The 23,703-nt window shown below is 71.1% G+C and carries 21 protein-coding genes; 11 read left to right on the forward strand and 10 right to left on the reverse strand.

Features of this window, described 5'->3' with window-relative positions:
* Window positions 1-92: 92 nt before the first annotated feature.
* Window positions 93-1,034: an aldo/keto reductase gene (locus tag ACIQCJ_RS16180; protein WP_402711673.1), complete on the forward strand. Its 942-nt coding sequence runs from the start codon at window positions 93-95 to the stop codon at window positions 1,032-1,034.
* Between the two features lie 24 nt (window positions 1,035-1,058).
* Here ACIQCJ_RS16180 and ACIQCJ_RS16185 read toward each other — a convergent pair whose 3' ends face one another.
* The 6 genes from ACIQCJ_RS16185 to ACIQCJ_RS16210 form a co-directional block, all read right to left on the reverse strand.
* Window positions 1,059-2,075, reverse strand: coding sequence for a LacI family DNA-binding transcriptional regulator (locus tag ACIQCJ_RS16185; RefSeq protein WP_355350172.1), 1,017 nt, complete (start codon window positions 2,073-2,075; stop codon window positions 1,059-1,061).
* Between the two features lie 159 nt (window positions 2,076-2,234).
* The gene (locus ACIQCJ_RS16190; RefSeq protein ID WP_402711674.1) at window positions 2,235-2,555 is read right to left on the reverse strand and encodes an L-rhamnose mutarotase; all 321 of its coding nucleotides are present in this window, start codon (window positions 2,553-2,555) and stop codon (window positions 2,235-2,237) included.
* 81 nt (window positions 2,556-2,636) lie between these two features.
* Complete coding sequence (gene rhaS / locus ACIQCJ_RS16195; protein ID WP_355350166.1) at window positions 2,637-3,740, reverse strand: rhamnose ABC transporter substrate-binding protein; 1,104 nt, start codon at window positions 3,738-3,740, stop codon at window positions 2,637-2,639.
* An 80-nt stretch (window positions 3,741-3,820) separates the two neighbouring features.
* The gene (locus ACIQCJ_RS16200) at window positions 3,821-4,966 is read right to left on the reverse strand and encodes an ABC transporter permease (RefSeq protein ID WP_402711675.1); all 1,146 of its coding nucleotides are present in this window, start codon (window positions 4,964-4,966) and stop codon (window positions 3,821-3,823) included.
* On the reverse strand, window positions 4,959-6,014 hold the full coding sequence (locus tag ACIQCJ_RS16205) for an ABC transporter permease (protein WP_355350160.1): 1,056 nt from the start codon (window positions 6,012-6,014) through the stop codon (window positions 4,959-4,961). Before ACIQCJ_RS16205 ends, ACIQCJ_RS16200 begins: the two co-directional genes overlap by 8 nt.
* On the reverse strand, window positions 6,011-7,531 hold the full coding sequence (locus ACIQCJ_RS16210; protein ID WP_401719703.1) for a sugar ABC transporter ATP-binding protein: 1,521 nt from the start codon (window positions 7,529-7,531) through the stop codon (window positions 6,011-6,013). Before ACIQCJ_RS16210 ends, ACIQCJ_RS16205 begins: the two co-directional genes overlap by 4 nt.
* A gap of 299 nt (window positions 7,532-7,830) precedes the next feature.
* On the opposite strand from ACIQCJ_RS16210, the gene rhaI reads away from it, so the two are divergent.
* From rhaI to ACIQCJ_RS16255, 9 genes are all read left to right on the forward strand, one after another.
* Window positions 7,831-8,997 (forward strand): L-rhamnose isomerase, encoded by a 1,167-nt coding sequence (gene rhaI / locus ACIQCJ_RS16215; protein ID WP_188282894.1) that lies wholly within the window; start codon window positions 7,831-7,833, stop codon window positions 8,995-8,997.
* Between the two features lie 243 nt (window positions 8,998-9,240).
* A complete protein-coding gene (locus ACIQCJ_RS16220; RefSeq protein WP_402711676.1) occupies window positions 9,241-11,295 on the forward strand; it encodes a bifunctional aldolase/short-chain dehydrogenase in 2,055 nt (684 codons plus the stop codon).
* Between the two features lie 335 nt (window positions 11,296-11,630).
* Complete coding sequence (locus ACIQCJ_RS16225; RefSeq protein WP_401856100.1) at window positions 11,631-13,136, forward strand: rhamnulokinase family protein; 1,506 nt, start codon at window positions 11,631-11,633, stop codon at window positions 13,134-13,136.
* Window positions 13,137-13,197: 61 nt separating this feature from the next.
* The gene (locus ACIQCJ_RS16230) at window positions 13,198-14,019 is read left to right on the forward strand and encodes a (Fe-S)-binding protein (RefSeq protein ID WP_355350145.1); all 822 of its coding nucleotides are present in this window, start codon (window positions 13,198-13,200) and stop codon (window positions 14,017-14,019) included.
* Window positions 14,016-15,509 carry a lactate utilization protein B gene (locus tag ACIQCJ_RS16235; RefSeq protein ID WP_402711677.1) on the forward strand — a complete coding sequence of 498 codons (1,494 nt, stop codon included), beginning with the start codon at window positions 14,016-14,018 and terminating at the stop codon, window positions 15,507-15,509. The genes ACIQCJ_RS16230 and ACIQCJ_RS16235 overlap by 4 nt, the downstream gene beginning before the upstream one ends.
* On the forward strand, window positions 15,506-16,150 hold the full coding sequence (locus ACIQCJ_RS16240; protein WP_402711678.1) for a lactate utilization protein C: 645 nt from the start codon (window positions 15,506-15,508) through the stop codon (window positions 16,148-16,150). The genes ACIQCJ_RS16235 and ACIQCJ_RS16240 overlap by 4 nt, the downstream gene beginning before the upstream one ends.
* Window positions 16,151-16,276: 126 nt before the next feature.
* Window positions 16,277-17,116, forward strand: a complete 840-nt coding sequence (gene modA / locus ACIQCJ_RS16245) for a molybdate ABC transporter substrate-binding protein (protein ID WP_355338771.1) — start codon at window positions 16,277-16,279, stop codon at window positions 17,114-17,116.
* Window positions 17,113-17,973: an ABC transporter permease gene (locus ACIQCJ_RS16250; RefSeq protein WP_391048694.1), complete on the forward strand. Its 861-nt coding sequence runs from the start codon at window positions 17,113-17,115 to the stop codon at window positions 17,971-17,973. Before modA ends, ACIQCJ_RS16250 begins: the two co-directional genes overlap by 4 nt.
* Window positions 17,970-19,082, forward strand: a complete 1,113-nt coding sequence (locus tag ACIQCJ_RS16255; protein ID WP_401312224.1) for an ABC transporter ATP-binding protein — start codon at window positions 17,970-17,972, stop codon at window positions 19,080-19,082. The genes ACIQCJ_RS16250 and ACIQCJ_RS16255 overlap by 4 nt, the downstream gene beginning before the upstream one ends.
* Before the next feature lie 43 nt (window positions 19,083-19,125).
* Here the strand turns inward: ACIQCJ_RS16255 and ACIQCJ_RS16260 are convergent, their stop codons facing one another.
* Both ACIQCJ_RS16260 and ACIQCJ_RS16265 read right to left on the reverse strand, forming a co-directional pair.
* Window positions 19,126-19,374 (reverse strand): sigma factor, encoded by a 249-nt coding sequence (locus tag ACIQCJ_RS16260; protein WP_355338762.1) that lies wholly within the window; start codon window positions 19,372-19,374, stop codon window positions 19,126-19,128.
* A gap of 190 nt (window positions 19,375-19,564) precedes the next feature.
* Window positions 19,565-20,809: a ThuA domain-containing protein gene (locus ACIQCJ_RS16265; protein ID WP_391163901.1), complete on the reverse strand. Its 1,245-nt coding sequence runs from the start codon at window positions 20,807-20,809 to the stop codon at window positions 19,565-19,567.
* A gap of 491 nt (window positions 20,810-21,300) precedes the next feature.
* Between ACIQCJ_RS16265 and ACIQCJ_RS16270 the strand changes: the two genes are divergently transcribed.
* Window positions 21,301-21,717, forward strand: a complete 417-nt coding sequence (locus ACIQCJ_RS16270; RefSeq protein WP_402711679.1) for a VOC family protein — start codon at window positions 21,301-21,303, stop codon at window positions 21,715-21,717.
* On the opposite strand, the gene ACIQCJ_RS16275 is transcribed toward ACIQCJ_RS16270, so the two are convergent.
* Together ACIQCJ_RS16275 and ACIQCJ_RS16280 are read right to left on the reverse strand one after the other, a co-directional pair.
* A complete protein-coding gene (locus ACIQCJ_RS16275) occupies window positions 21,692-22,384 on the reverse strand; it encodes a helix-turn-helix domain-containing protein (RefSeq protein WP_401724016.1) in 693 nt (230 codons plus the stop codon). The two genes, ACIQCJ_RS16270 and ACIQCJ_RS16275, sit on opposite strands and share 26 nt — an antisense overlap.
* Window positions 22,385-22,438: 54 nt before the next feature.
* Window positions 22,439-23,686, reverse strand: coding sequence for a YhjD/YihY/BrkB family envelope integrity protein (locus ACIQCJ_RS16280; RefSeq protein ID WP_391048707.1), 1,248 nt, complete (start codon window positions 23,684-23,686; stop codon window positions 22,439-22,441).
* Window positions 23,687-23,703: the final 17 nt, after the last annotated feature.

Below are 23,703 nucleotides of genomic sequence, written 5' to 3' on the forward strand. Positions count from 1 at the left end.
CGGAGCAAAGCGGAGGGATCTCCGGTAGTGGTACGGTCGGAGAAGCGGAGTGACCTCCGCTTGTTCTGGTGTCGCACGGGAACGGGATGCTCATGGCTTCCAGCGGGATGACCTCGGACGGGACGACGGCCGGCGGGGCGCGGCGGGCCGGAGGGGCGGGGGCGCTGGCCGGGCGGACGGTGGCGCGCGTCGGGTACGGGGCGATGCAACTGACGGAGCGGGCCGGGCGGGCCGCCGCGGTCGCCGTACTGCGGCGGGCGGTCGAACTCGGGGTGGACCACGTCGATACGGCGCAGTTCTACGGCGACGGCTTCGTCAACGGGGTGATCCGCGAGGCGGTCAGGTCCGAGGACGAGGTGCTGGTCGCCAGCAAGGTGGGAGCCGCACCGGATTCCGGCGGCCCGGTGCACCTGCGACTCGCGCAGAAGCCCGAGGAGTTGCGGGCGGCCGTGGAGGACAATCTCGCGAGCCTCGGCCTCGACCGGATCCCGCTGGTGAATCTGCGCCGCACCGATGTCGGGCCGGGCCTGCGGGCCGAGGGCGACCAGGTGGTCGAGCTCGACGACCAGCTCGCGACGATGGTGGCGCTGCGCGACGAGGGCAAGATCGGCGCGATCGGGCTGAGCAGCGTGAGCCTGGACAATCTGCGCCGGGCGATCCCGGCGGGCATCGCGTGCGTGCAGAACGCGTACAGCCTCGTGGCGCGCGACGACGAGGACATGCTGGCCCTCTGCACCGCGCAGGACATCGCGTGGGTGCCGTACTTCCCGCTCGGCAGCGCCTTCCCCGGCCTGCCGAAGGTGACCGACGAACCGGCGGTGATCGCCGCGGCGCGGGCGCTGGGCGCCACGCCCTCCCAGGTCGGCCTGGCCTGGCTGCTGCACCACGCGCCGAACGTCCACCTCATCCCGGGCACGTCGAACACCGCCCACCTCGAAGCGAACGTGGCCGCGGGCGCGCTCACGCTCGACGCCGCGACCCTCGCCGCGCTGGACGCCGTCCCGACCCGGCCGAACGACGCCCCGCTCACGTAACGCGGGGCGCGCGGCCGGACTCCCTCAGCGCGCCCCGAGGCTGGAGCCGCGCACGACCAGCTCCGGCTGGAGGACGACCTGGCGGTGCTCGTGGCCCTCGGGGTCCGCCGTCTCCTCCAGCAGCATCTCGGCGGCGAGCCGCCCCATCGCGACGGCGGGCTGCCGGACCGAGGTCAGCGGTACGGCCGCGGCAGCGGCGAATTCGATGTCGTCGTAACCGACGATGGCCATCTCCTCGGGGACCGCGATCCTGGCGGCGAAGACCGCCTGGAGGACCCCGAGGGCCAGCAGGTCGTTGGCGCAGAAGACGGCGGTGGGCCGGGGCGCCAGGCCGAGCAGCCGGGCTCCGGCGTCGCGGCCCGCAGAGACGTCCAGCCGCTCGGCGGACACCTCGGTCAGCGACTCGGGCGGCAGTCCGGCCTCGGCCAGCGCGGCGAGCGCCCCGGCGCGGCGGTCGCGGACCTGCGGGAGTTCGGGCGGGCCGCCGACGTAGACGATCGAGCGGTGTCCCGCGGCGATCAGGTGCTGGGCGGCGAGGCGTCCGCCGACGACGTCGTCCACCGAGACCGAGCAGACGGCGACGTCCGCCGAGACCCGGTCGACCAGGACGTACGGAATGCCCTGGCTGCGCAGCGTCTTGAGGCTGTGTCCGGTCGCGTCGGCGGGGGTGACCAGCACGCCGCGCACCCGCTGCTCGGCGAAGAGCGACAGGTACTCGACCTCCTCGCTGGTGCTCTGCGCGCTGTTGCAGACCATGACGCCGAGTCCGGCGGCGCGGGCGGCGCGCTCGGCGCCACTGGCCACGTCGACGAAGAAGGGGTTGCCCATGTCGAGGACGAGCAGCGCGACGATACGGCTTGCCCCGGCCCGCAGTTGGCGGGCGGACTCACTCCGTATGTAGCCGAGGCGGCTGATGACCGACTGCACCCGGGTCCTGGTCTCCTCGGACACCAGGTCCGGGCGGTTGATCACATTGGAGACGGTCCCGACCGAGACACCCGCCTGCCGTGCCACGTCCTTGATCCCAACCATGGGCTCCACTGCTCCGTCCCGCCCGCCGCAGGCAGGGCTCCTCGTAACGCTCATCCGGCGTCGGCGCGACGTGCTCGACGTTCACCCGGAATCAACGCATTGAACTTATTCAAGCACAGTGCGTGCTGGTTGATCCGGCACGAACTGAATCGTTCCAACCTCTCATGTTCACGGAAGGTGGAACACCTCGGTGAGCGGGACCATCGCCGCGTCGGGCGCGGCGCCGTCCAACTCCTCGAAGAAGCCCGCCATTTCCGCCTGCCAGCGGGCGTTCACCTCCGTACCGTCCATGGCGGCGCGCGCCCGCTCGAAGTCCTCGGTCTCCAGATAGCCGACGAGCAGGCCGTCCTCGCGCAGGAACAGCGAGTAGTTGTGCCAGCCGGCGGCGGACAGCGCCTCGCGCATGCGCGGCCCGACGTCCGCGTGCCTGGCACGGTACTCGTCCAGCCGTTCCTGACGGACCTTCAACACAAAGCAGACGCGCCGCACTTGAGGATTTCCTTCCGCACACCGCCGGCCCGGACCCACAGGGCCGGCGGTCCAACTGCCTTACTGGATGGTGCCGTCGGCTCAGAAGTTGAACTGGCCGATGTTCGCCTTGTCGAAGACGGTCGGCTTGCCGAGGACGATGACGCTGTCCTTGCCGACGGTGAAGGTGCCCATGTCGCCCGCGGTGAAGGTCTCGCCCTCGGCACCGGTGATCTGGCCGGAGGCCAGCGCGACGGCGGTGTAGCCCGCGAGCGCGCCGAGCTTGGCCGGGTCCCACAGCTCAAAGGACTGCACGGTGCCGTTGTTGACGTACGCGCGCATGTCGTTGGGCGTGCCCAGGCCGGTGAGCTGGACCTTCCCCTTGTACTTGGAACCGCTCAGGTACTGCGCCGCGGCCTTGATGCCGACCGTGGTCGGGGAGATGATCCCCTTCAGGTTCGGGTACTGCTGGAGCAGGCCCTGGGTCTGCTGGAACGACGCCTGCGCGTCGTCGTTGCCGTAGGCGACCTTGACGAGCTGGATGTCCTTGTACTCCGGCTTCTTCAGCTCGTCCTTCATGAAGTCGATCCAGGTGTTCTGGTTGGTGGCCGTCTGGGCCGCCGACAGGATCGCGATCTGGCCCTTGTTGTTGATCTGCTTGGCCATCAACTGGACCTCGGTACGGCCCAGGTCCTCCGCGCTGGCCTGCGAGACGAACGCGTCACGGCAGTTGGTGTTGGTGTCCGAGTCGTACGTGACGACCTTGACGCCGTTCTTGCGCGCCTGGTTCAGCGCGGTGCACAGCGCGCCCGGGTCCTGCGCGGACACCGCGATGGCGCTGACCTGCTGCTGCGTCAGGGTGTTGACGTAGCTGACCTGGCCCGCGGTGTCGGTGCCGCTGCTGGTGCCGACCTCCTTGTACTTCTCGCCGAGCGCCTCGACGGCCTTCTTGCCGCCGTTGTCGGAGATGGTGAAGTACGGGTTGTTCACCTGCTTGGGCAGGTAGGCGATGGTCAGGCCCTTCTTGACGGGCGCGTTCGGGTCGGCGGAGGCCGACGCCTTCGTACCGGATCCGGCGGAGGCCGATTCCGAGTCCGAGCTGGACTTCTTGGTGGTGCCGCCACAGGCAGTGGCGCTGAGCGCGACGACGGCGACAACGGCGACCGCGGCCGCGGCGCGACGGGCGGGGGCGGTTCTGTACGACATGCGGGTGTCCTTTCGATGCCGCACTCGCGGCAGGTGACGACCAGGTGAGGGTGTTCGGACGACGTGCGTGGTGCGGGGGGTCAGGTGGCGGCCAGTGCGGCCGGTGGTGGCGCGTCGGCGGTTCTGCGCCGGGCTCGCGCCCTGCCCACCTGCCGGGCCACCCGCGGTGCCAGTACCGAGATCACCAGCAGGACTCCGGTGATCAGGATCTGGGACTGCGCGGAGACGTTGATCAGACTCATCACGTTCTGGAGCGCGCCGAGCAGGAACACTCCGGCGATCGCACCGCCCAACGTGCCCTTGCCGCCGTCGAAGTCGATGCCGCCGAGCAGCACACCGGCGATGACGGACAGTTCGAGGCCGGTGGCGTTGTCGTAGCGGGCGCTGGCGTAGTGCAGGGCCCAGAAGACGCCGGTGAGCGCGGAGATCGTGCCGGTGGCGACGAACATCGACAGCTTCAGCCGCTTGGTGCGGATGCCCGCGAAGCGCGCGGCCTCCTGCGAGGCGCCGACCGCGAACAGCGAGCGGCCGACCGGGGTGGCGTGCAGGACGACGACCGCGATGACCAGCAGGACGGCCCACGGGATGGCGGCCTGCGGGATGAAGGTGCCGCCGATCCGCGCGGAACCGAAGTCCAGGTACTGCTGCGGGAAGTCGGTCACCGAGTTGGAGCCGAGCACGATCTGCGCGATGCCGCGGTAGGCGGCCAGGGTGCCGATGGTGACGGCCAGCGAGGGCAGTCCGAGCCGGGTCACCAGCAGGCCGTTGACCAGGCCGCAGACCACGCCGAGCAGGATGCACAGCGGGATGATCATCTCGATGGCCATGCCGTCGTTCCACAGCTTGCCCATGACGGCGCCGGACAGGCCCGCGGTGGAGCCGACCGACAGGTCGATCTCGCCGGAGATCACCAGCATCGTCATCGGCAGCGCGATGAGCGCGATCGGCAGGGTGTTGCCGATCAGGAACGACAGATTCAGCGCGTTGCCGAAGTTGTCGACCAGGGAGAAGGAGCAGAGCAGCAGGACGACGAGCAGGGCTCCGACGACGGTGTCCCAGCGGAACGCGTCCCGCGCCCAACCGGTCGCCGTACGGCCCGCGGTGGCGGGCTTCGCGCTCGCGGACGGCTTCGTACCGGCGGGCGGGTTCGTACCGGCGGACGGCTTCGTACCGGCGGACGGCTTCGCGGCCTTCGCCGGACCGGTGGATTTCGTTGGCTCAGGCATGAGTTGTCGCACTCCTTGTCTGTGCGGCCCGCTTACGGAGCACCGCCGCGACCCGCAGCGCGACCACCCGGTCGACGGCGATGGCCAGCAGCAGGAGGACGCCGTCGATGGCCTGCACCCATACGGAGCTGACGCCGATCGAGGGGAGCACGCTGTTGATCGAGGTCAGCAGCAGGGCGCCGAGCGCGGCGCCGTACAGGCTGCCGGAGCCGCCGGTGAAGGCGACGCCGCCGACCACCACGGCGCTGACGACGGTGAGTTCGTAGCCGCTGCCGGTGCCGGAGTCGACATTGCCGAAGCGGGCGAGGTAGAGAGCGCCCGCCAGGCCCGCGAGGGCGCCGCAGACGATGTAGGCGGTGAGGATGCGCTTGCGGACCGGCACACCGGCCAGCCGCGCGGCCTCCGGGCTCGAACCGAGCGCGTACAGGTCGCGTCCGCTGCGGTAACTGCGCAGGTAGTACGCGGCGATGATCAGCACGACCGCGGTGAGCAGCGCGAGATACGGGACGGCGCCGAGGCCGTCGTGCCCGAAGCTGCCGAAGCCCGACGGGAGGTCGGCGGCGGTGATCTGCTTGGAGCCGAACCAGATCGAGTCCAGGCCGCGGATGATGTAGAGCGTGCCGAGGGTGACGACCAGCGCGGGCACCTGGCCGAGGCTGACCAACAGGCCGTTGACGATGCCGAATCCGGCGCCGAGGGCGACCGCGATCAGGATGGCGACCAGCGGATTGCCGCCGCCGCGCAGGAACTCGCCCGCGGCGAAGGCGGTGATGCCCAGCGTGGAGCCGACCGACAGGTCGACGTTCCGGGTGATCACCACCATGGCCTGGCCGACCGCGACGAGCACCAGGATGGTCGCGTTGAGCAGCAGGTCCTTGATGCCCTGCTGGGACAGGAAGGCGCTGTTGTCGAGCTGGGTGGCCAGCAGCATCAGCACCAGGACGACGAGGATGGCCAGTTCCCTGACCTTCAGCACCCGGTCGAGGAGGCCGCCGGTGGAGGCGGTGTCCGGCGGCGCGGCCGACGCCGGTTTGGCGGTCATGGTCATGCCGCGTTCCTTCCGCGGCCGGTGGCCGCTGCCATGACGGATTCCTCGGTGGCGTCCGCGCGCGGGATGTCGGCGGCCAGCCGGCCCTCGTGCATCACCAGGACACGGTCGGCCATGCCGAGGATCTCCGGGAGGTCGGAGGAGATCATCAGGACGGCGAGGCCGTCGGCGGCGAGCTGCGAGAGCAGCCGGTGCACCTCGGCCTTGGTGCCGACGTCGATGCCGCGGGTGGGCTCGTCGACGATCAGCACCCGGGGGTCGGTGGCCAGCCACTTGGCCAGCACCACCTTCTGCTGGTTGCCGCCGGACAGCGTGCCGACGACATCGGCGAGCCGGGCGTACTTCACCTGGAGGCGCATGGCCCAGTCGACGGCGCGGCTGCGCTCGGCGCCGCGGTCCATCAGGCCCGCGCGGGTGGTGGCCTTGAAGCCGGTGAGATTGATGTTGCGCTCGATGGACATCTCCATGACCAGGCCCTGTTCGCGGCGGTCCTCGGGTACGAGGGCCAGGCCCGCGGCCATGGCGAGGCTGGGGGCGCCGGACTTCAGCGGGCGGCCGTCGACCTCGACCTCGCCCGCGTCCCAGCGGTCCACGCCGAAGACGGCGCGGGCCACCTCGCTGCGCCCGGCGCCGACGAGTCCGGCCAGGCCGACGATCTCGCCGCGCCTGACGTCGAAGGACACGTCGGTGAAGACGCCTTCACGGGTCAGCCTGCGCACGCTCAGCGCGACATCGCCGACCTTGGCGTCCTGCTTGGGGTAGAGCTCGTCCAGGTCACGGCCGACCATCCGGCGGACCAGGTCGTCCTCGGTGAGGCCGTCGACCGGCTCGCTGGCGATCCAGGCGCCGTCCCGCAGGGTGGTGACCTGCTGGCACAGCGCGAAGACCTCTTCCAGGCGGTGCGAGATGAACAGGATGGCGGCGCCGTCCTCGCGCAGCGCCCTGACGACGCCGAAGAGCCGGGCGACCTCGCTGCCGGTGAGGGCGGCGGTGGGCTCGTCCATGATCAGCACGCGGGCGTCGAAGGAGAGCGCCTTGGCGATCTCGACGAGCTGCTGGTCGGCGATGGACAGGCCCCGGGCGGGCTGGTCGGGGTCGAGGTCGACGCCGAGCCGCTTGAAGAGTTGCTCGGTGGCCTTGTGCACGGCCTTGTGGTCGACCCGGCCGAGCGAGCGGCGCGGCTGGCGGCCGACGAAGATGTTCTCGGCGATGGAGAGGTCGGGGAAGAGCGTGGGCTCCTGGTAGATGACGGCCACACCGGCGTCGCGCGCGTCGGCCGGGCCGTGGAAGACCACCGGCGCGCCGTCGAGCAGTACCGTTCCGGTGTCCGGTCGGTGCACCCCGGCCAGTGCCTTGATCAAGGTCGATTTGCCGGCGCCGTTCTCCCCCGCGAGGGCGTGCGCCTCACCCGCGTACAGCCGCAGTGAGACGTCGCGCAGTGCCCGTACCGCGCCGAAGGACTTGCTCACCCCCTCCAGCGCGAGGACCGGAGTCCGTTCCGGTTCGGGGTCGGTCATTGATGTCTCCTGGATCTCCCGGTCTTGCGCCGCGGGGTGAAATGTTTCAATGGAGTTGCCGGGACGTTAGCCCCGCTTGATCAGGCCGTCAAGAGTCCGTGGAAGCCATTTCGGGAGATCAACCCCCGACGGACGGCCAATCGCGGCTGGAAAGAGACCCTCTAGCAGCACGTCCGGCTCATGTGACACGATTCAATAACGGCGACCGGCCCGCCATCGGGTTCTCGTCATGACCATTGACATGGCGCAGCGTCGCCTTTAAGGTGAGCCGTCAAATGAAACGATTCACAGAGGTTGCCATGACAGACCTGTCGGCCGTGAAGGCGGCGCTGAAGTCCCAGCGGATCGAGACCCCTTCGTGGGCCTACGGCAACTCGGGCACCCGTTTCAAGGTGTTCAGGCAGGAGGGCGTGCCGCGTAACCCGTACGAAAAGCTGGACGACGCGGCCCAGGTGCACGCGGCCACCGGCGTCGCGCCCATCGTCTCCCTGCACATCCCCTGGGACCTGGTGGACGACTACGCGGCGCTCGGCGCGTACGCGAAGGAGCGCGGCCTGACCCTGGGCGCGATCAACTCCAACGTCTTCCAGGACGACGACTACAAGCTCGGCTCGGTCACCAACGCCGACCCCGCGATCCGCCGCAAGGCCGTCAGCTATCTGCTGGAGTGCGTCGACATCATGGACGCCACCGGCTCGCGCGACCTGAAGCTGTGGTTCTCCGACGGCACCAACTACCCGGGCCAGGACGACATCGTCGCCCGCCAGGACCGGCTCGCCGAGGCGCTGTCCCAGGTGTACGACCGGCTCGGCGACGACCAGCGGATGCTGCTGGAGTACAAGCTCTTCGAGCCCGCCTTCTACACCACGGACGTCCCCGACTGGGGCACCTCCTACGCGCACTGCCTCAAGCTCGGCGACAAGGCGCAGGTCGTCGTGGACACCGGCCACCACGCGCCGGGCACCAACATCGAGTTCATCGTCGCGTTCCTGCTGCGCGAGAAGAAGCTCGGCGGCTTCGACTTCAACTCCCGCTTCTACGCCGACGACGACCTCATGGTCGGCTCCGCCGACCCCTTCCAGCTCTTCCGGATCATGCACGAGGTCGCCAAGAACGGCGGTCTGAAGCAGGAGACCGGCGTCGCCTTCATGCTCGACCAGTGCCACAACATCGAGGCGAAGATCCCCGCGATCATCCGCTCGGTGATGAACGTCCAGGAGGCCACCGCCAAGGCGCTGCTGGTCGACCTCGACGCTCTCGGCGCCGCCCAGCGCGCCGGTGACGTACTGGAGGCCAACGCCGTACTGATGGACGCCTACAACACCGACGTCCGGCCGCTGCTCGCCGAGGTGCGCACCGAACTGGGTCTCGACCCCGACCCGATGGCCGCCTACCGCGGCTCCGGCTGGGCCACCCGCATCACCTCGGAACGCGTCGGCGGCGAACAGGCCGGCTGGGGCGCTTGATTTTCTTAAGGCTCGGTTCACCTCCGCTGCGCTTAGTCGCTGTCGACGGTCGATCGTGCTCGGTTGCTCGTTCCTCACAACCTGCGCGCGTTCTCCCTTTCAACAGCGACCGCTCCGCTTCGGTTCACTCGCCGGCCCTCCTGACGGCGAGCCCACGCGGCCGACCGGCTCCGCGACGCGCAGTGGAGCCTCCGAGCCGGTCGAGCTCATCGCACCCGTACTCATTCCTCCGAAGGACACCGCATGGCTTCCGCCTCCAGTTCCGACGACAGCACGGTCGGGGCGCTGCTCGGCCGTTCGAACCGGCTCGGATCCGATCCGCGCAACACCAATTACGCGGGCGGCAACACGTCCGCCAAGGGCATCGCGCCCGACCCGGTGACCGGGGCCGACACCGAGCTGATGTGGGTCAAGGGGTCCGGCGGCGACCTCGGTACGCTCACCGGCTCCGGTCTCGCGGTGCTGCGCCTGGACCGGCTGCGCGCCCTCACCGAGGTCTACCCGGGGGTGGAGCGCGAGGACGAGATGGTCGCCGCCTTCGACTACTGCCTGCACGGCAAGGGCGGCGCGGCGCCGTCGATCGACACCGCGATGCACGGGCTGGTGGACGCGGCGCACGTGGACCACCTGCACCCGGACTCCGGTATTGCGCTGGCGTGCGCGGCCGACGGCGAGGCGCTGACCAAGGAGTGCTTCGGCGACACTGTGGTGTGGGTGCCCTGGCGCCGCCCCGGCTTCCAGCTCGGACTGGACATCGCGGCGGTCAAGGAGGCCCACCCGGAGGCGATCGGCTGTGTGCTGGGCGGGCACGGCGTCACCGCCTGGGGCGCCACCTCGCAGGAGTGCGAACGCAATTCGCTGCACATCATCCGCACCGCGGAGACCTTCCTCCAGGAGCGCGGCAAGGCCGACCCGTTCGGCCCGGTGCTCGACGGGTACGAGCCGCTGCCGGAGTCCGAGCGGCGCGCACGGGCCGCCGCGCTGGCACCGCTGCTGCGCTCGATCGCCTCCCAGGACCGGCCGCAGGTCGGCCACTTCACCGACTCCCCCGAGGTGCTGGACTTCCTGTCGCGCGCCGAGCACCCGCGGCTGGCGGCGCTGGGCACGTCCTGCCCGGACCACTTCCTGCGCACCAAGGTCCGCCCGCTGGTCCTCGACCTGCCCGCGGGCACGGCCCTCGACGAGGCCGAGGCCCGGCTGCGCACGCTGCACGAGGAGTACCGCGCCGAGTACGCCGCCTACTACGAGCGGCACGCCTCGCCCGACTCCCCCGCCATGCGAGGCGCCGACCCGGCGATCGTCCTCGTACCGGGCGTCGGCATGTTCAGCTACGGCAAGGACAAGCAGACCGCGCGCGTCGCGGGCGAGTTCTACGTCAACGCCATCAACGTGATGCGCGGCGCGGAGGCCGTCTCCTCGTACAAGCCGATCGAGGAGTCGGAGAAGTTCCGTATCGAGTACTGGGAGCTGGAGGAGGCCAAGCTGCGGCGGATGCCGAAGCCGAAGCCGCTGGCCACCCGGATCGCGCTCGTCACCGGTGCCGGGTCCGGCATCGGCAAGGCCATCGCCCAGCGGCTGGTCGCCGAGGGCGCCTGCGTGGTGGTCGCGGACCTCGACGCGGGCAATGCCGCCGCCGTGGCCGAGGAGCTGGGCGGTCCCGACAAGGCCGTCGCGGTCACCGTGGACGTCACCTCCGAGGAGCAGATCGAGGCGGCCTTCGCCGACGCGCTGCTCGCCTTCGGCGGGGTCGACCTCGTCGTCAACAACGCGGGGATCTCGATCTCCAAGCCGCTCCTGGAGACCACCGCCAAGGACTGGGACCTCCAGCACGACATCATGGCCCGCGGCTCCTTCCTCGTCTCCCGCGCCGCCGCGCGCGTCATGATCGAGCAGAAGCTGGGAGGCGACATCGTCTACATCGCCTCCAAGAACGCGGTCTTCGCCGGGCCCAACAACATCGCCTATTCGGCCGTCAAGGCCGACCAGGCCCACCAAGTGCGGCTCCTCGCCGCCGAGTTGGGTGAGTACGGGGTACGTGTCAACGGCATCAACCCCGACGGGGTCGTCCGTGGTTCCGGCATCTTCGCTGGCGGCTGGGGGGCCAAGCGGGCGGCCGTCTACGGCGTCGAGGAGGCCAAGCTCGGGGAGTTCTACGCGCAGCGGACGCTCTTGAAGCGGGAAGTTCTTCCCGAGCACGTCGCCAATGCCGTCTTCGCCCTCACCGGCGGGGAGCTGACCCACACGACCGGGCTCCACATCCCCGTCGACGCGGGCGTCGCAGCCGCCTTCCTCCGCTAGGGCGTGTCACCCTGCGCAGGGCCGGTGTTCAAGGGCACGGCCCTACGCGTTCGCCCTGCGCAGGACGTGCCCCGTCAGGGGCGCCGGGGGCACCTCCCGGCCGAAGGCCGGAGGAGGAACTGCGCGGCCCGCCCCCACCGGCCGGTGGTCGGGACACCACCGAACTGCCCCTCTGGGGCCGGTGGTGACCTGCGGGAGCGCTTCGGCTGAGCGCGCAGTTCCCCGCGCCCCCAAAAGATTCGGCCTAACGCCTCGCGTAGGAGAACCGTCCAGGGGCCGCGGGGCGGGAAGAATGAAGGACCGCACTCCGCAGGAGTGGCCGTATAAGGAGAGGCATGATCGGCGAACCCCCAGGCGCAAGCCCAGCCGCAGGCGTGTTCGCGGCGGCGGACCTCGGCGCGACGAGCGGCCGCGTCGTCGTGGGCCGGGTGGGCGGCGGGGAACTGGCCCTCACGGAAGTGAACAGGTTCGCGAATGTGCCGGTGCGGCTGCCGAGCGGGCTGCACTGGGACCTGCCGGGCCTGTTCACCGGCGTTCTGGACGGACTGCGCGAGGCGGCGAGGTCGGGCGCCGCGGTGGCGTCCGTCGGCGTGGACACGTGGGCGGTGGACTACGGCCTGCTGGACGCGGACGGCGCGCTGCTGGGGATCCCGTACCACTACCGGGACAGCCGTACGGCGCAGGTGGCGCCGCGGGTGCGGGACGAGGTCGGCGCGCAGGAGCTGTACGCGGCCAACGGCCTCCAGCATCTGCCGTTCAACACGGTGTTCCAGCTCGCGGCGGCGCGGGACACGGTCCAACTGGCCGCCGCGCGGACGCTGTTGCTGATCCCCGACCTGGTGACGCACTGGCTGACCGGCAGTGTCGGCGCGGAGGTCACCAACGCCTCGACGACGGGCCTGCTGGACGCCCGTACGGGCGAGTGGTCGCGGGACCTCGCCGACCGGATCGGCCTGGACCCGGCGTTGCTGCCGCCGCTGCGGCAACCGGGCGACAGCGCAGGGGAGTTGCTGCCGCACATCGTGGCGGCGACGGGTCTGGCGGCGGGGACGCGGGTCACCACGGTGGGCTCGCACGACACGGCCTCCGCGGTGGCGGCGGTACCGGCCACCGCGCCGGGTTCCGCGTACATCTCCTGCGGCACCTGGTCGCTGGCCGGGCTCGAACTGGACGCACCGGTGCTCAGCGCGGCGTCGCGGGCCGCGAATTTCACCAATGAGCGCGGGATCGACGGCACGTTCCGCTATCTCAGGAACATCATGGGGATGTGGCTGCTGGAGGAGTGCCGTCGGGTCTGGGCCGCGCGCGGCGAGCCCTCCGAGCTGGCGTCGCTGCTCGCGGACGCGGGCCGCGCGGAGCCGTTCGGCGCGGTGATCGACCCGGACGCGCCGGAGTTCCTGGCACCGGCCGACATGCCCGCGGCCATCGCGGACTACTGCGTGCGTACGGGGCAGCGCCCGCCGGAGAGCCGGGGCGCGCTGGTCCGCTGCGTGCTGGAGAGCCTGGCGCTCGCGCACCGCAGGGTGCTGCGCAAGGCCGCCGAACTCGCCGACCGGGAGATCACCCACATCCATCTGGTCGGCGGCGGCAGCCGCAACGAACTGCTGTGCCGCCTCACCGCGGACGCGTCCGGGCTGCCGGTGATCGCCGGGCCCACCGAGGCGACCGCGCTCGGCAACATCCTCGTCCAGGCCCGCACCCACGGCCTCGTCGGCGACCTGGCCCGGATGCGGCAACTGGTCGCCGACACGCAGGAGTTGCGCCGGTACGAGCCGCGCGGTGACCTGCGCGCCTGGGACGCGGCGGACGCCCGTATCTCCGGTGCCCTCGCCGCCCCCTGACCCCCCGTCACCCGCCCACCCGCCGTCCGTCATCCGCCCGCACGACCCCGAGGGAGCCGCGATGCGTGCCGCCCTGTTTCTCACCTGCGTGAACGACACGCTCTATCCACGGACCGGCCAGGCCGTCGTCGCGCTGCTGACGCGGCTCGGCGTCGAGGTGGACTTCCCGATGGGGCAGACGTGTTGCGGCCAGGCGCACTACAACACCGGTTACCGGCACGAGGCGGAGCCTTTGGCGCGCCGCCAGGCGCGGGTCTTCGCCGGATACGACTACGTGGTCACGCCGTCCGGCTCCTGCGCGGCGATGGTGCGGGACATCTACCCGCGCCTCGGCGAACGGGCCCGGGAGGAGGGCCGCGGCGACGAGTTGAGCGAGGCGCTGGCCGACGTGGTGCCCAGGACGTACGAGTTGACGGAGTTCCTGGTGGACGTGCTGGGGGTGACGGACGTGGGCGCGTACTTCCCGCACACGGTGACGTACCACCCCACCTGTCACGGGCTGCGGATGCTGGGGCTCGGCGAGCGGCCCCGGCGGCTCTTGGAAGCTGTGAAGGGGCTTGAGCTGCGGGAGTTGGAGGGTGCGGAGGAGTGCTGCGGCTTCGGCGGCACCTTCGCCGTGAAGAATCCCGACGTCTCGGCCGCGATGGCCGCGGACAAGGTGCGGCACGCGGAGGAGACCGGCGCCGACGTGCTGTGCGCGGCCGACAACTCCTGCCTGATGCACCTGGACGGCACGATGTCCCGGCAGCGCACCGCCATCCGCCCGGTGCACATCGCGGAGATCCTGGCCAGTACGCGGGAGCACCCGCTGACGGTCCCGACCGCCGGGGTTCCGGTCCATGTCGCCACGGGCGGCGCGCGCAATGGAGGAGTGGTCCGATGAGTGGTACGTATCTGGGTCTGCCGTCGTTCCCGAAGGCCGCCGCCTCGTCCACGAAGGACACCCAGCTCCGCGCGAACCTCACCCACGCCACCCACACCATCCGCGACAAACGCGCCAGAGCCATCGCGGAACTCGCCGACTGGCCCCAACTCCGCGCAGCGGGCGCCGCCGTCAAGGACCACACCCTGCGCCACCTCGACCACTACCTCCTCCAGCTCGAGGAGAACATCACCGCCGCCGGCGGCACCGTCCACTGGGCCCTGGACGCCGACGACGCCAACCGCATCATCACCCGCCTCGTCCAGGACACCGGCGAAACCGAAGTCGTCAAAGTCAAATCCATGGCCACCCAGGAAATCGGCCTCAACGACGCCCTGACCGCCGCCGGCATCACCGCCTACGAAACCGACCTCGCCGAACTCATCGTCCAGCTCGGCAACGACCTCCCCTCCCACATCCTCGTCCCCGCCATCCACAAAAACCGCCACCAGATCCGCGACATCTTCCACACCCAGATGACCACATGGGGCCGCCCCGCACCCGACAACCTCACCGACACCCCGGCGGATCTGGCGGAGGCCGCCCGCCTCCACCTGCGGGAGAAGTTCCTCCGCGCGAAAGTCGGGATCTCCGGCGCCAACTTCATGATCGCCGACACCGGCACCCTCGTCGTCGTCGAATCCGAAGGCAACGGCCGCATGTGCCTCACCCTCCCCGAGACGCTGATCTCCGTCGCCGGCATCGAGAAAGTCATCCCCACCTTCCAGGACCTGGAAATCTACCTCCAGACCCTCCCCCGCTCCTCCACCGCCGAACGCATGAACCCCTACACCACCCTGTGGACCGGCACCACCCACACCGACGGCCCCGAAAACTTCCACCTCGTCCTCATCGACAACGGCCGCACCGACACCCTCGCCGACACCACCGGCCGCCAGGCCCTGCGCTGCATCCGCTGCTCCGCCTGCCTCAACGTCTGCCCCGTCTACGAACGCGCCGGCGGCCACGCCTACGGCTCCCCCTACCCCGGCCCCATCGGCGCCATCCTCACCCCCCAACTCCGCACCACCACCACCGAACTCGACGCCTCCCTCCCCTACGCCTCCACCCTCTGCGGCGCCTGCTACGACGTCTGCCCCGTCGCCATCAACATCCCCCAAGTCCTCGTCCACCTCCGCGAACGCGTCGCCCAAGGCGCCACCACCACCCAGGACGGCCAACGCGTCACCATCAAACCCGCCAAAGGCCACGCCGCCGAACGCGCCACCATGCGCGCCGCCCGCTGGACACTCGACCACCCGGGCGTCATGCGCCAGGGCCAGCGCCTCGCCACCCGCACCCGACACCTCCACCCCCAACGACTCCCCGGACCCGCCAAAGCCTGGACCGCCACCCGCGACCTCCCCACCCTCCCCCCACAGACCTTCCGCGACTGGTGGCAGAAAAACCAACCAGCCAACCACCCCCAGACCAAGGAGAACGGCCAGTGACCTCCCGCGACACCGTCCTCACCCGCATCCGCAACGCCCTCGCGGACGTCCCCCGCGACGACCGCCCGCACGACACCCCCCTCACCAGGGACTACCTGCACACCCACGCCGACCGCACCCCGCAGGAGACCGCGACCCTGCTCGCGGAGAACCTCACCGACTACCGGGCCCACGTCCACCACACGGACGAGACCGGACTGCCCGCGACCGTCGCCCGCCTGATCGCCGAGCACGGCAGCCGCAGCGTCGTCACCCCGCAGGGCCTGCCCGCGCACTGGCTCGACGCGGTCGGCCCGGACACCGAGCGGCACACCGACCGGCCCGAGCAGACCACCTACGACCTCGACGCGATCGACACCGTGATCACCGGCTGCGCCCTGGCCATCGCCGAGACCGGCACCATCGTGCTCGACACCTCCCCCGACCAGGGCCGCCGCCGGATCACCCTCGTCCCCGACCACCACATCTGCGTCATCACCCCCGCGCAGATCGTCGCCTCGGTCCCCCAGGCCCTCCCCCGCCTGGACCCCACCCGGCCCCAGACCTGGATCTCAGGCCCCTCCGCCACCAGCGACATCGAACTCGACCGCGTCGAAGGCGTCCACGGCCCCCGCACCCTGGACGTCATCATGGTTGTGTGATCGCACAAACGAGGCGGACAGCTGGATCATGCGGCTTATGCAATGCGCCAGGAGACTTATCCCTCGCAGATGCGTCACTATGATCGTCACAATGACCTGGTGCGCGGCAGAGAGAGAGTTCCTGTGATGATCCGTACCGAACGGCGCCGCGGCATGGTGGCGGCCGTCGGCGGCGCCGCCGTACTGCTGGCGCTCACTGCCTGCTCGTCCTCGGACAAGGGTTCCGACGCCTCGTCCTCGTCCCCCTCCGCCTCGTCCTCCGCTTCCGCGTCGGCGACCACGCCGAAGGTCACCGGTTCCGTGACCGTGTTCGCGGCGGCGTCGCTGAAGGAGTCCTTCACGACGCTCGGCAAGCAGTTCGAGGCCGCGTACCCCGGCACGAAGGTGACGTTCAACTTCGGCGGCAGCGACGTGCTCGCGGCCAGCATCACCTCGGGCGCGCCCGCTGACGTCTTCGCGGCGGCCAGTACGAAGACGATGAAGATCGTCACCGACGCCAAGGACGCGGCGGGCACTCCCGCCCCCTTCGTGCGCAACCAGTTGGAGATCGCGACGCTGCCCGGCAACCCGGACAAGATCGCGTCGCTGAAGGACCTGACGAAGTCCGGCCTCAAGGTCGCGCTGTGCGCGAAGACGGTGCCGTGCGGGGCCGCCGCGCAGACGGCGCTGACCGACAGCGGGCTGAAGCTGACGCCGGTCAGTTACGAGCAGGACGTGAAGGCCGCGCTGACGAAGGTGGAGCTGAAGGAGGTCGACGCGGCGGTGGTCTACAAGACCGACGTGAAGGCCGCGGGCGGCAAGGTGCAGGGCGTGGACTTCCCCGAGTCGGCGAAGGCGATCAATACGTACCCGATCGTGGAGCTGAAGAACGCGCCCAACGGGACGGCCGCGCAGGCGTTCATCGCGCTGGTGCGGTCCGCCGAGGGCCAGAAGGTGCTCACCGGGGCGGGCTTCCTCAACCCGTGACCGGTCAGGAGCGGTGGGGCGCCGCGGCCGGTCCGGGACTTCCCGGGCACCGGCCGCGGCGCCGCTTCGTGCGCAGCCGCGGCGGTGTCCCGCTGCCGTTGCTGCTGCCCGCGCTGATCGCGCTCGTCTTTCTGCTGCTGCCGCTGCTGGCGCTGCTGATCCGGGCGCCGTGGCGGAGCCTGCCGTCGCAGCTCACCAGTTCCGAGGTGTGGACGGCGCTGCGGCTGTCGTTGGAGACCGCGACCACGGCGACCGCCGTGTCGCTGGTGTTCGGGGTGCCGCTGGCCTGGCTGCTGGCCCGTACGACGTTTCCCGGCCGCGGTCTGGTGCGCTCGCTGGTGACGCTGCCGCTGGTGCTGCCGCCGGTGGTCGGCGGTGTGGCGCTGCTGCTGGCGCTGGGGCGCAACGGTGTGGTGGGGCGCTGGCTCGACTCGGCGTTCGGCGTCACGCTGCCGTTCACGACGGCCGGTGTGGTGGTGGCGGAGACGTTCGTGGCGATGCCGTTCCTGGTGATCACCGTCGAGGGGACGCTGCGGGCGGCCGACACGCGGTTCGAGGAGGCGGCGGCGACGCTGGGCGCCTCGCGGTTCACCGCCTTCCGCCGGGTCACCCTGCCGATGATCGCACCGGGTGTCGCGGCGGGCGCGGTGCTGGCCTGGGCCAGGGCGCTGGGCGAGTTCGGCGCGACCATCACCTTCGCGGGCAGTTTCCCCGGCCGTACGCAGACGATGCCGCTGGCGGTGTATCTGGCGCTCCAGGACGATCCGGCCGCCGCCATCGCGCTCAGCCTCGTCCTGCTCGCGGTCTCCGTCGCGGTCCTCGCCGGGCTGCGCGAACGCTGGACGGCCGCGTCATGAGACTCGACAAGGGGGACGGGCCCGACGTGCGGGGTGCCGAGGACGCCGACGGCCTCGACGCGCGTCTCGTCCTGGACCGCGGCACCTTCCGGCTGGACGTACGGCTGTCGGTGCCGCCCGGCGAGGTGCTGGCGCTGCTCGGTCCGAACGGCGCGGGCAAGACCACCGCGCTGCGTACGCTGGCCGGTCTCGCCCCGCTGTCCGGCGGCCATCTGCGGCTCGACGGGCGGACGCTGGAGGAACCGGCGGTACGGCGGCGGGTGCCGGCCGAGGACCGGCCGGTCGGAGTGATCTTCCAGGACTATCTGCTCTTCCCGCATCTGACCGCGCTGGACAATGTCGCCTTCGGGCCGCGCTGCCACGGCGCGTCCAAGGCGGACGCGCGGGCGCGGGCGGCGGATCTGCTGGACCGGATGGGGCTCGCGGACCACGCGGGCGTCAAGCCGCGGCGGCTGTCCGGCGGGCAGGCCCAACGCGTGGCGCTGGCCAGGGCGTTGGCGACCGGGCCGCGGCTGCTGCTGCTCGACGAGCCGCTGGCGGCGCTGGACGCCCGCGCGCGGCTGGACGTACGGGCGGAGCTGCGCCGCCATCTGGCCGCGTTCGAGGCGGTGGCGGTGCTGGTGACGCACGACCCGCTGGACGCGATGGTGCTGGCCGACCGGCTGGTGGTGATCGAGCACGGGCGGGTGGTGCAGGAGGGCACGCCCGCGGAGATCGCCCGCCGTCCGCGTACGGACTACATCGCGCGGCTGGTCGGGCTCAATCTCTACCGGGGCGAGGCCGAGGGGCACACGGTCCGGCTCGGTCCGGAGCTGACCGTGACCGCCACGGAGGAGCTGACGGGGCCCGCCTTCGTGGCCTTCCCGCCGAGCGCGGTCACGCTCTCCACCGACCGGCCGGACTCCAGCGCGCGCAACACCTGGCGGGCCAGGATCTGCGGCCTGGAGTCGCACGGCGACCAGATCCGTGTCGCTCTCACCGGGAGCGCCGACGACCTGCCGCTGACCGCCGACCTGACGGCGGTGTCCGTGGCCGAACTGGGCCTGCACGAGGGCGCGCAGGTGTGGGCGACGGTCAAAGCGGCCCAGACGCACGCCTATCCCGCGTGAGCCGGCCGGGCGGCGGGGCTCAGCGGTACCGACGCGGCGGCCCTCAGCGGGAGTTCGGCGGCGAGCCGGCCCCCGGTGTCACGGCCAGCAGATTGCGGGCGATGGTCAGCAGATAGGCGCGGACGGTGGCGCTGCCCGGCTCGATCCGGCCGAGGTGCAGCCAGGCGCGCAGCAGCGTCTCGTGGGCCACGTCCTCGGCCTGCGCGCGGTCGCGCACGTGGCCGAGGGCGAACGACACCAGCATCTCGTAGTGCTCGGTGTGCTGCCCGGTTTCGCGTTCTTCCGGTGTCACCGGTCGTCCCCTCCCCCGGGGGCGGCGCACGCCGCAACCCCTGTGGGAGTAATACGCGACCGGCGCGCGCCGCGTTCATCCGGGGTGGGTGTGGCCTCAGGTGGGCGTGGGGCGTACGAGTACGGAGCCGGGCCGTGGCCCGGCTCCGCTCGGGTGTCGGCCGGCCGCGGAGATCAGCCCGGCCGGTGGATCAACTCGGCAGCGTCCACTGCTGGTTGGCGCCCGTGCCGCAGGTCCAGATCTGGAGCCGGGTGCCGTTGGCGCTGCTGGGGCCCGTCGCGTCCAGGCACTTGCCCGACCCGGCGTTCACCAGCGTGCTCCCGCTGCGCGTCCACTTCTGGGCGGCGCTGCCGTTGCAGTCGTAGAGCTGCACCTTGGTGCCGTTGGCCGTGCCCGCCGAGGTGACGTCCATGCACTTGCCGAGGGCCTTGAGCGTGCCGTCGGAACCGACCGCCCAGGTCTGGGCGCTGGTGCCGTTGCAGTCGTAGAGCTGTACGGCCGCGCCGTTGGTGCTGCTGGCGCCCGCGATGTCCACGCACTTGCCGCCGTAGCCGTGGATGGCGCCGGTCGGGCCGCCCTGCGGCGGGGTGACCGGGCCGCTCTGGCCCGCCGCCCAGCGGATCTCCTGGATCAGCAACTGGTTCTGCTGGGCGCTGGCGAAGGTGGACGACAGCGCGGTGTTGGTGTCGTAGTTCATCGCGTTGTGCCCGAAGTTGTTGTAGACCATCCTGTAGTTCTTGTTGGTCCACACGATCGGGTAATAGCCGCTGTACCAGGTCTGGTTGGGGTCGGTCCCGATCGGGAACGTCGACTGGTCCATCGAGGCCAGGATGTCGATGTTCGGGTTCTGCCGCAGGTCGTTCTGCCAGCTATACCACTCGCTGACGGACGAGGCGATCGTGCCGGGCAGGCCCGCGGTGGCCGGGTGGTTCGGGTCCTCGATCTTCAGCGTCTCGGCGGTCGGCCCCCAGGTGTTGGACTTGAAGGTGCCGGTGCCGAGGAAGGTCTGGTGGTACCAGGACCAGCCGTTGGACGACGCGTCGTTGTAGGCCGCGACATGGAAGCCGATCCAGCCGCCGCCGTTGTTCATGTACGTCTGGAACGCGCTCTGCTGGGCCGCGGTCTGCGGGGCGTTGTCGAGGAACATGACCACCTGGTACTGGGCCAGGTTGGCGGTGTTGAGCTGGCTCCAGTCGTTGGTCGAGGTGTACGAGAAGCCGTACTGCGCCGCGTGCTGCGGGAACCACGCGTTCGCTTCGTGGACGAAGTTGATGTGGGCGGCGTCGTACGTGCCGTCGTAGAAGGCGATCACCTTGAAGTCGGCGGCCTGCGCGGTGTGCGCGGGCCCCGCCTGTACCCCGAGCACCACGGCGAACAGCGCGAACAGCCTCAACAGGGTGCGCGACCAGGGTATTTGTGTGCGGGATCTGATCATGTGGGGGACCTTCCTTGTGCGCGACGGTGGGGGACGTGCGCCTGTACCGCGATTGAAAGGTCCAGACTATGTTCATGTCAATGACTCGCGGTCGAATCCTTGACCTAGTAACAGCGTTGACCGGGAGGTGAGTTGTTTTTCGTTCACTTCCTTGACTCAGCCCTTGACGCGGCGGCCCGGTGGGGCGATCCTTCCGAACCAACGGACAAGAAGCTTTCCTTCCACGCACCACCGCATACCTCCCCCTTACCACTGGCCCGTACTCCTCCCCGTCGGGCCCCGTCCGACCCCATCGGCCTCATGCGACCCCATCGGCCTTCATCAGTCCCCATCGGCCTCATCGCATCCTTCGGACCGCGTCGCCCGCGGAGCACGGTGCGCGACCGCGGCGACGCTCACAACCCCGGTGGGGGCCGGGGGGTCGCAGGTCGGGTGCCGGGTGTCCGTTTCGTTCAAGACACCCGGCGCCCGGCCCGCCTAGCGTGAACGGCATGAACGCACCCCTCACGCCCCGTATCGATCTGATCGGCCTCGTCGTCGCGGACATGGCCGCCTCGCTCGCCTTCTACCGGCGCCTGGGCATCGAGCTGCCCGCGGCGGCGGACGCGGAGCCGCACGTCGAGGTCACGCTCCCCGGCGGTCTGCGGCTGGCCTGGGACACCGTGGAGACCGTCCGCTGCTTCGACCCCGACTGGTCGCCCGCCACCGGCTCCCGGATGTCGCTGGCCTTCGACTGCGGCGCCCCCGAGGGTGTGGACGCGGCCTACGCCGAGCTGACCGAGGCCGGGCACACGGGCCACCTCAAGCCGTGGGACGCCTTCTGGGGCCAGCGCTACGCGGCCGTGTACGACCCGGACGGCAACACCGTCGACCTCTTCGCCGCTATGCCGCAGCCGTCGGCTGGATGAGCCGCCCGAGCGGCACGCCCGCGAGCGACTTGACCTCGCGCGCGAGATGGGCCTGGTCGGCGTAGCCCGCGACCGCCGCGACCTGCGCGAACGCGGTGCCCCCGCGGGCCAGCTCCAGCGCCCTTTGCAGCCGCAGCACCCGGCCGAGCGTCTTGGGCCCGTAGCCGAACGCGGCCTCGCAGCGGCGGCGCAACTGCCGCTCCCCCAGGCCCGTCCCGGCCGCGATCGCGCCCACCGGGCGGCCCGCGGCCAGCGCCCTGGCGACGCCGCCCGGGAGGGGATCGACGGGCCCCGCCGCGCCGAGCCGCGTCACCGCCCAGGCGTCGAGGACGGCCGCGGCGTCCCGGCCGCCCAGCCGGTCCGCCAGCCGTCCGGCGCGCGCCGCGGGCCACAGCGCGTCCAGCGGCACCCTGCGGTCGCGCAGCTCGCGGGCCGGCACTCCCAGCACCAGCGGGCCGAGCCCCGGCGCGAACCGCAGCCCCGCGTACGAGCCGCCCGGCGCGTCGTCGGCGACGAACGCCCGGGTGTCGGGGCCCGCGACCAGCAGGCCGCCGTCGTACCAGATCAGGTCCATGCAGCCGTCGGGCAGCACGCGGTAGGACCCGCCGCCGTTCTCACGGGTCCACACGGTGACGCCCGGCACCGCGGCGGCACGTTCCTCGTACATGCCTCCATGGTGCACCGCGACCCGGCCGCCGGTCCCGCCGAGCCGAGCCGCGCGTCACAGCTCCGGCGGGAAGGGCGGCATCGGCGGCGGGGGCGCGGCGGGCGGCGGAGGCGCGGGCCGGGAGGCCGAGCGGTGCGGGGCCGAGTGCCGGGCGGGCGGGGGCGCCGGAGCCATCGGCGGTACGTCGGGGCGGCGGCGCAGCCGGGACCGCACATCGGCGTGCGGCAGGAATTCCGCCCACCGCTCGGGGTATTCGGCGGGCGGGTCGTCGTCGGGGTCGCCGTCCTCGTCCCCGGCGTACGCGGCCCTGCGGGCGGCGGCCTGCGCGACGACCTCGGCCGCCGCGGCCTCCCGCAGCCTGGCGTTCTCCTCGCGGGCCGCGGCGGTGGCCAGCGACGGCCACACCCGGTCCACGGCCGCGTTGACGGCCGCGCCGACCAGGACGGCGAAGGCGGACACGCCGATCCACAGCAGGACGGCGACCGGTGCGGCCAGCGAGCCGTAGATCGTCGGTCCCTCGACGGTGTGGGTGAGGTAGATCCGCAGGACGAAGCTGCCGACCACCCACATCAGCAGCGCGATCAGCGCGCCGGGCACGTCCTCGTACCAGGCGGAGCGCACCGGCACCGACACGTGGTAGAGCGTGGTGAGGAAGGCGATCGTGGCGAGCAGGACGGCGGGCCAGTACAGCACCGCGACCGCGCCCTCGCCGCCCGGCAGCACGTCGACCACCGCGTCGGGTCCCGCGACGACCAGCGGCAGTACGGCGGCGCCCAGTATCAGCGCGACGACGTACAGCACCAGCGACATCAGCCGGGTCTTGACGATGCCGCGGCGGCCCTCCAGGCCGTACATGATGGTGATGGTGTCCACGAAGACGTTGACCGCGCGGGAGCCCGACCACAGGGCGATCAGGAAGCCGAGCGAGATCAGGTCCGGGCGGCGGCCGTGGAAGACGTCGTCGACCAGGGGTTTGACGAGCTGGTTGACGCCCTTGTCGGAGAGCACGGTGGAGGACGCCGTGAGGATGTTGTGCCGGATGTGGTCGATGGTGTCGAGGCCGATGACGGTGTCGACGTAGCCGAGGGCGCCGACCAGGCCGAGCAGCAGCGGCGGCAGCGACAGCAGGACGAAGAAGGCCGCCTCGGCGGCGAGGCCGGTCACCCGGTACTCCATGCAGGAGTTGACGGTGTCCTTCAGCAGCAGCCAAGCGACCTTGCGCTTGGAGACGTTGCGGTACACCACCCGAGCCCGGCGCCACCTGCTCGGGCGACGATGGCCTCTTTCTTCGGCTGCTTGCACCCCCTTACGTTAGCTGC

It is taken from the genome of Streptomyces sp. NPDC093221 (assembly GCF_044753885.1).
GTDB lineage: Bacteria > Actinomycetota > Actinomycetes > Streptomycetales > Streptomycetaceae > Actinacidiphila.

Excerpts from the sequence above, each read along its gene's own strand:
- ACIQCJ_RS16180 (WP_402711673.1), top strand. The coding sequence starts at position 93 with ATGGCTTCCAGCGGGATGACCTCGGACGGGACGACGGCCGGCGGGGCG.
- rhaS (WP_355350166.1), bottom strand. The coding sequence starts at position 3,740 with ATGTCGTACAGAACCGCCCCCGCCCGTCGCGCCGCGGCCGCGGTCGCC.
- ACIQCJ_RS16200 (WP_402711675.1), bottom strand. The coding sequence starts at position 4,966 with ATGCCTGAGCCAACGAAATCCACCGGTCCGGCGAAGGCCGCGAAGCCG.
- ACIQCJ_RS16205 (WP_355350160.1), bottom strand. The coding sequence starts at position 6,014 with ATGACCATGACCGCCAAACCGGCGTCGGCCGCGCCGCCGGACACCGCC.
- ACIQCJ_RS16210 (WP_401719703.1), bottom strand. The coding sequence starts at position 7,531 with ATGACCGACCCCGAACCGGAACGGACTCCGGTCCTCGCGCTGGAGGGG.
- rhaI (WP_188282894.1), top strand. The coding sequence starts at position 7,831 with ATGACAGACCTGTCGGCCGTGAAGGCGGCGCTGAAGTCCCAGCGGATC.
- ACIQCJ_RS16220 (WP_402711676.1), top strand. The coding sequence starts at position 9,241 with ATGGCTTCCGCCTCCAGTTCCGACGACAGCACGGTCGGGGCGCTGCTC.
- ACIQCJ_RS16225 (WP_401856100.1), top strand. The coding sequence starts at position 11,631 with ATGATCGGCGAACCCCCAGGCGCAAGCCCAGCCGCAGGCGTGTTCGCG.
- ACIQCJ_RS16230 (WP_355350145.1), top strand. The coding sequence starts at position 13,198 with ATGCGTGCCGCCCTGTTTCTCACCTGCGTGAACGACACGCTCTATCCA.
- ACIQCJ_RS16235 (WP_402711677.1), top strand. The coding sequence starts at position 14,016 with ATGAGTGGTACGTATCTGGGTCTGCCGTCGTTCCCGAAGGCCGCCGCC.
- modA (WP_355338771.1), top strand. The coding sequence starts at position 16,277 with ATGATCCGTACCGAACGGCGCCGCGGCATGGTGGCGGCCGTCGGCGGC.
- ACIQCJ_RS16255 (WP_401312224.1), top strand. The coding sequence starts at position 17,970 with ATGAGACTCGACAAGGGGGACGGGCCCGACGTGCGGGGTGCCGAGGAC.
- ACIQCJ_RS16265 (WP_391163901.1), bottom strand. The coding sequence starts at position 20,809 with ATGATCAGATCCCGCACACAAATACCCTGGTCGCGCACCCTGTTGAGG.
- ACIQCJ_RS16270 (WP_402711679.1), top strand. The coding sequence starts at position 21,301 with ATGAACGCACCCCTCACGCCCCGTATCGATCTGATCGGCCTCGTCGTC.
- ACIQCJ_RS16275 (WP_401724016.1), bottom strand. The coding sequence starts at position 22,384 with ATGTACGAGGAACGTGCCGCCGCGGTGCCGGGCGTCACCGTGTGGACC.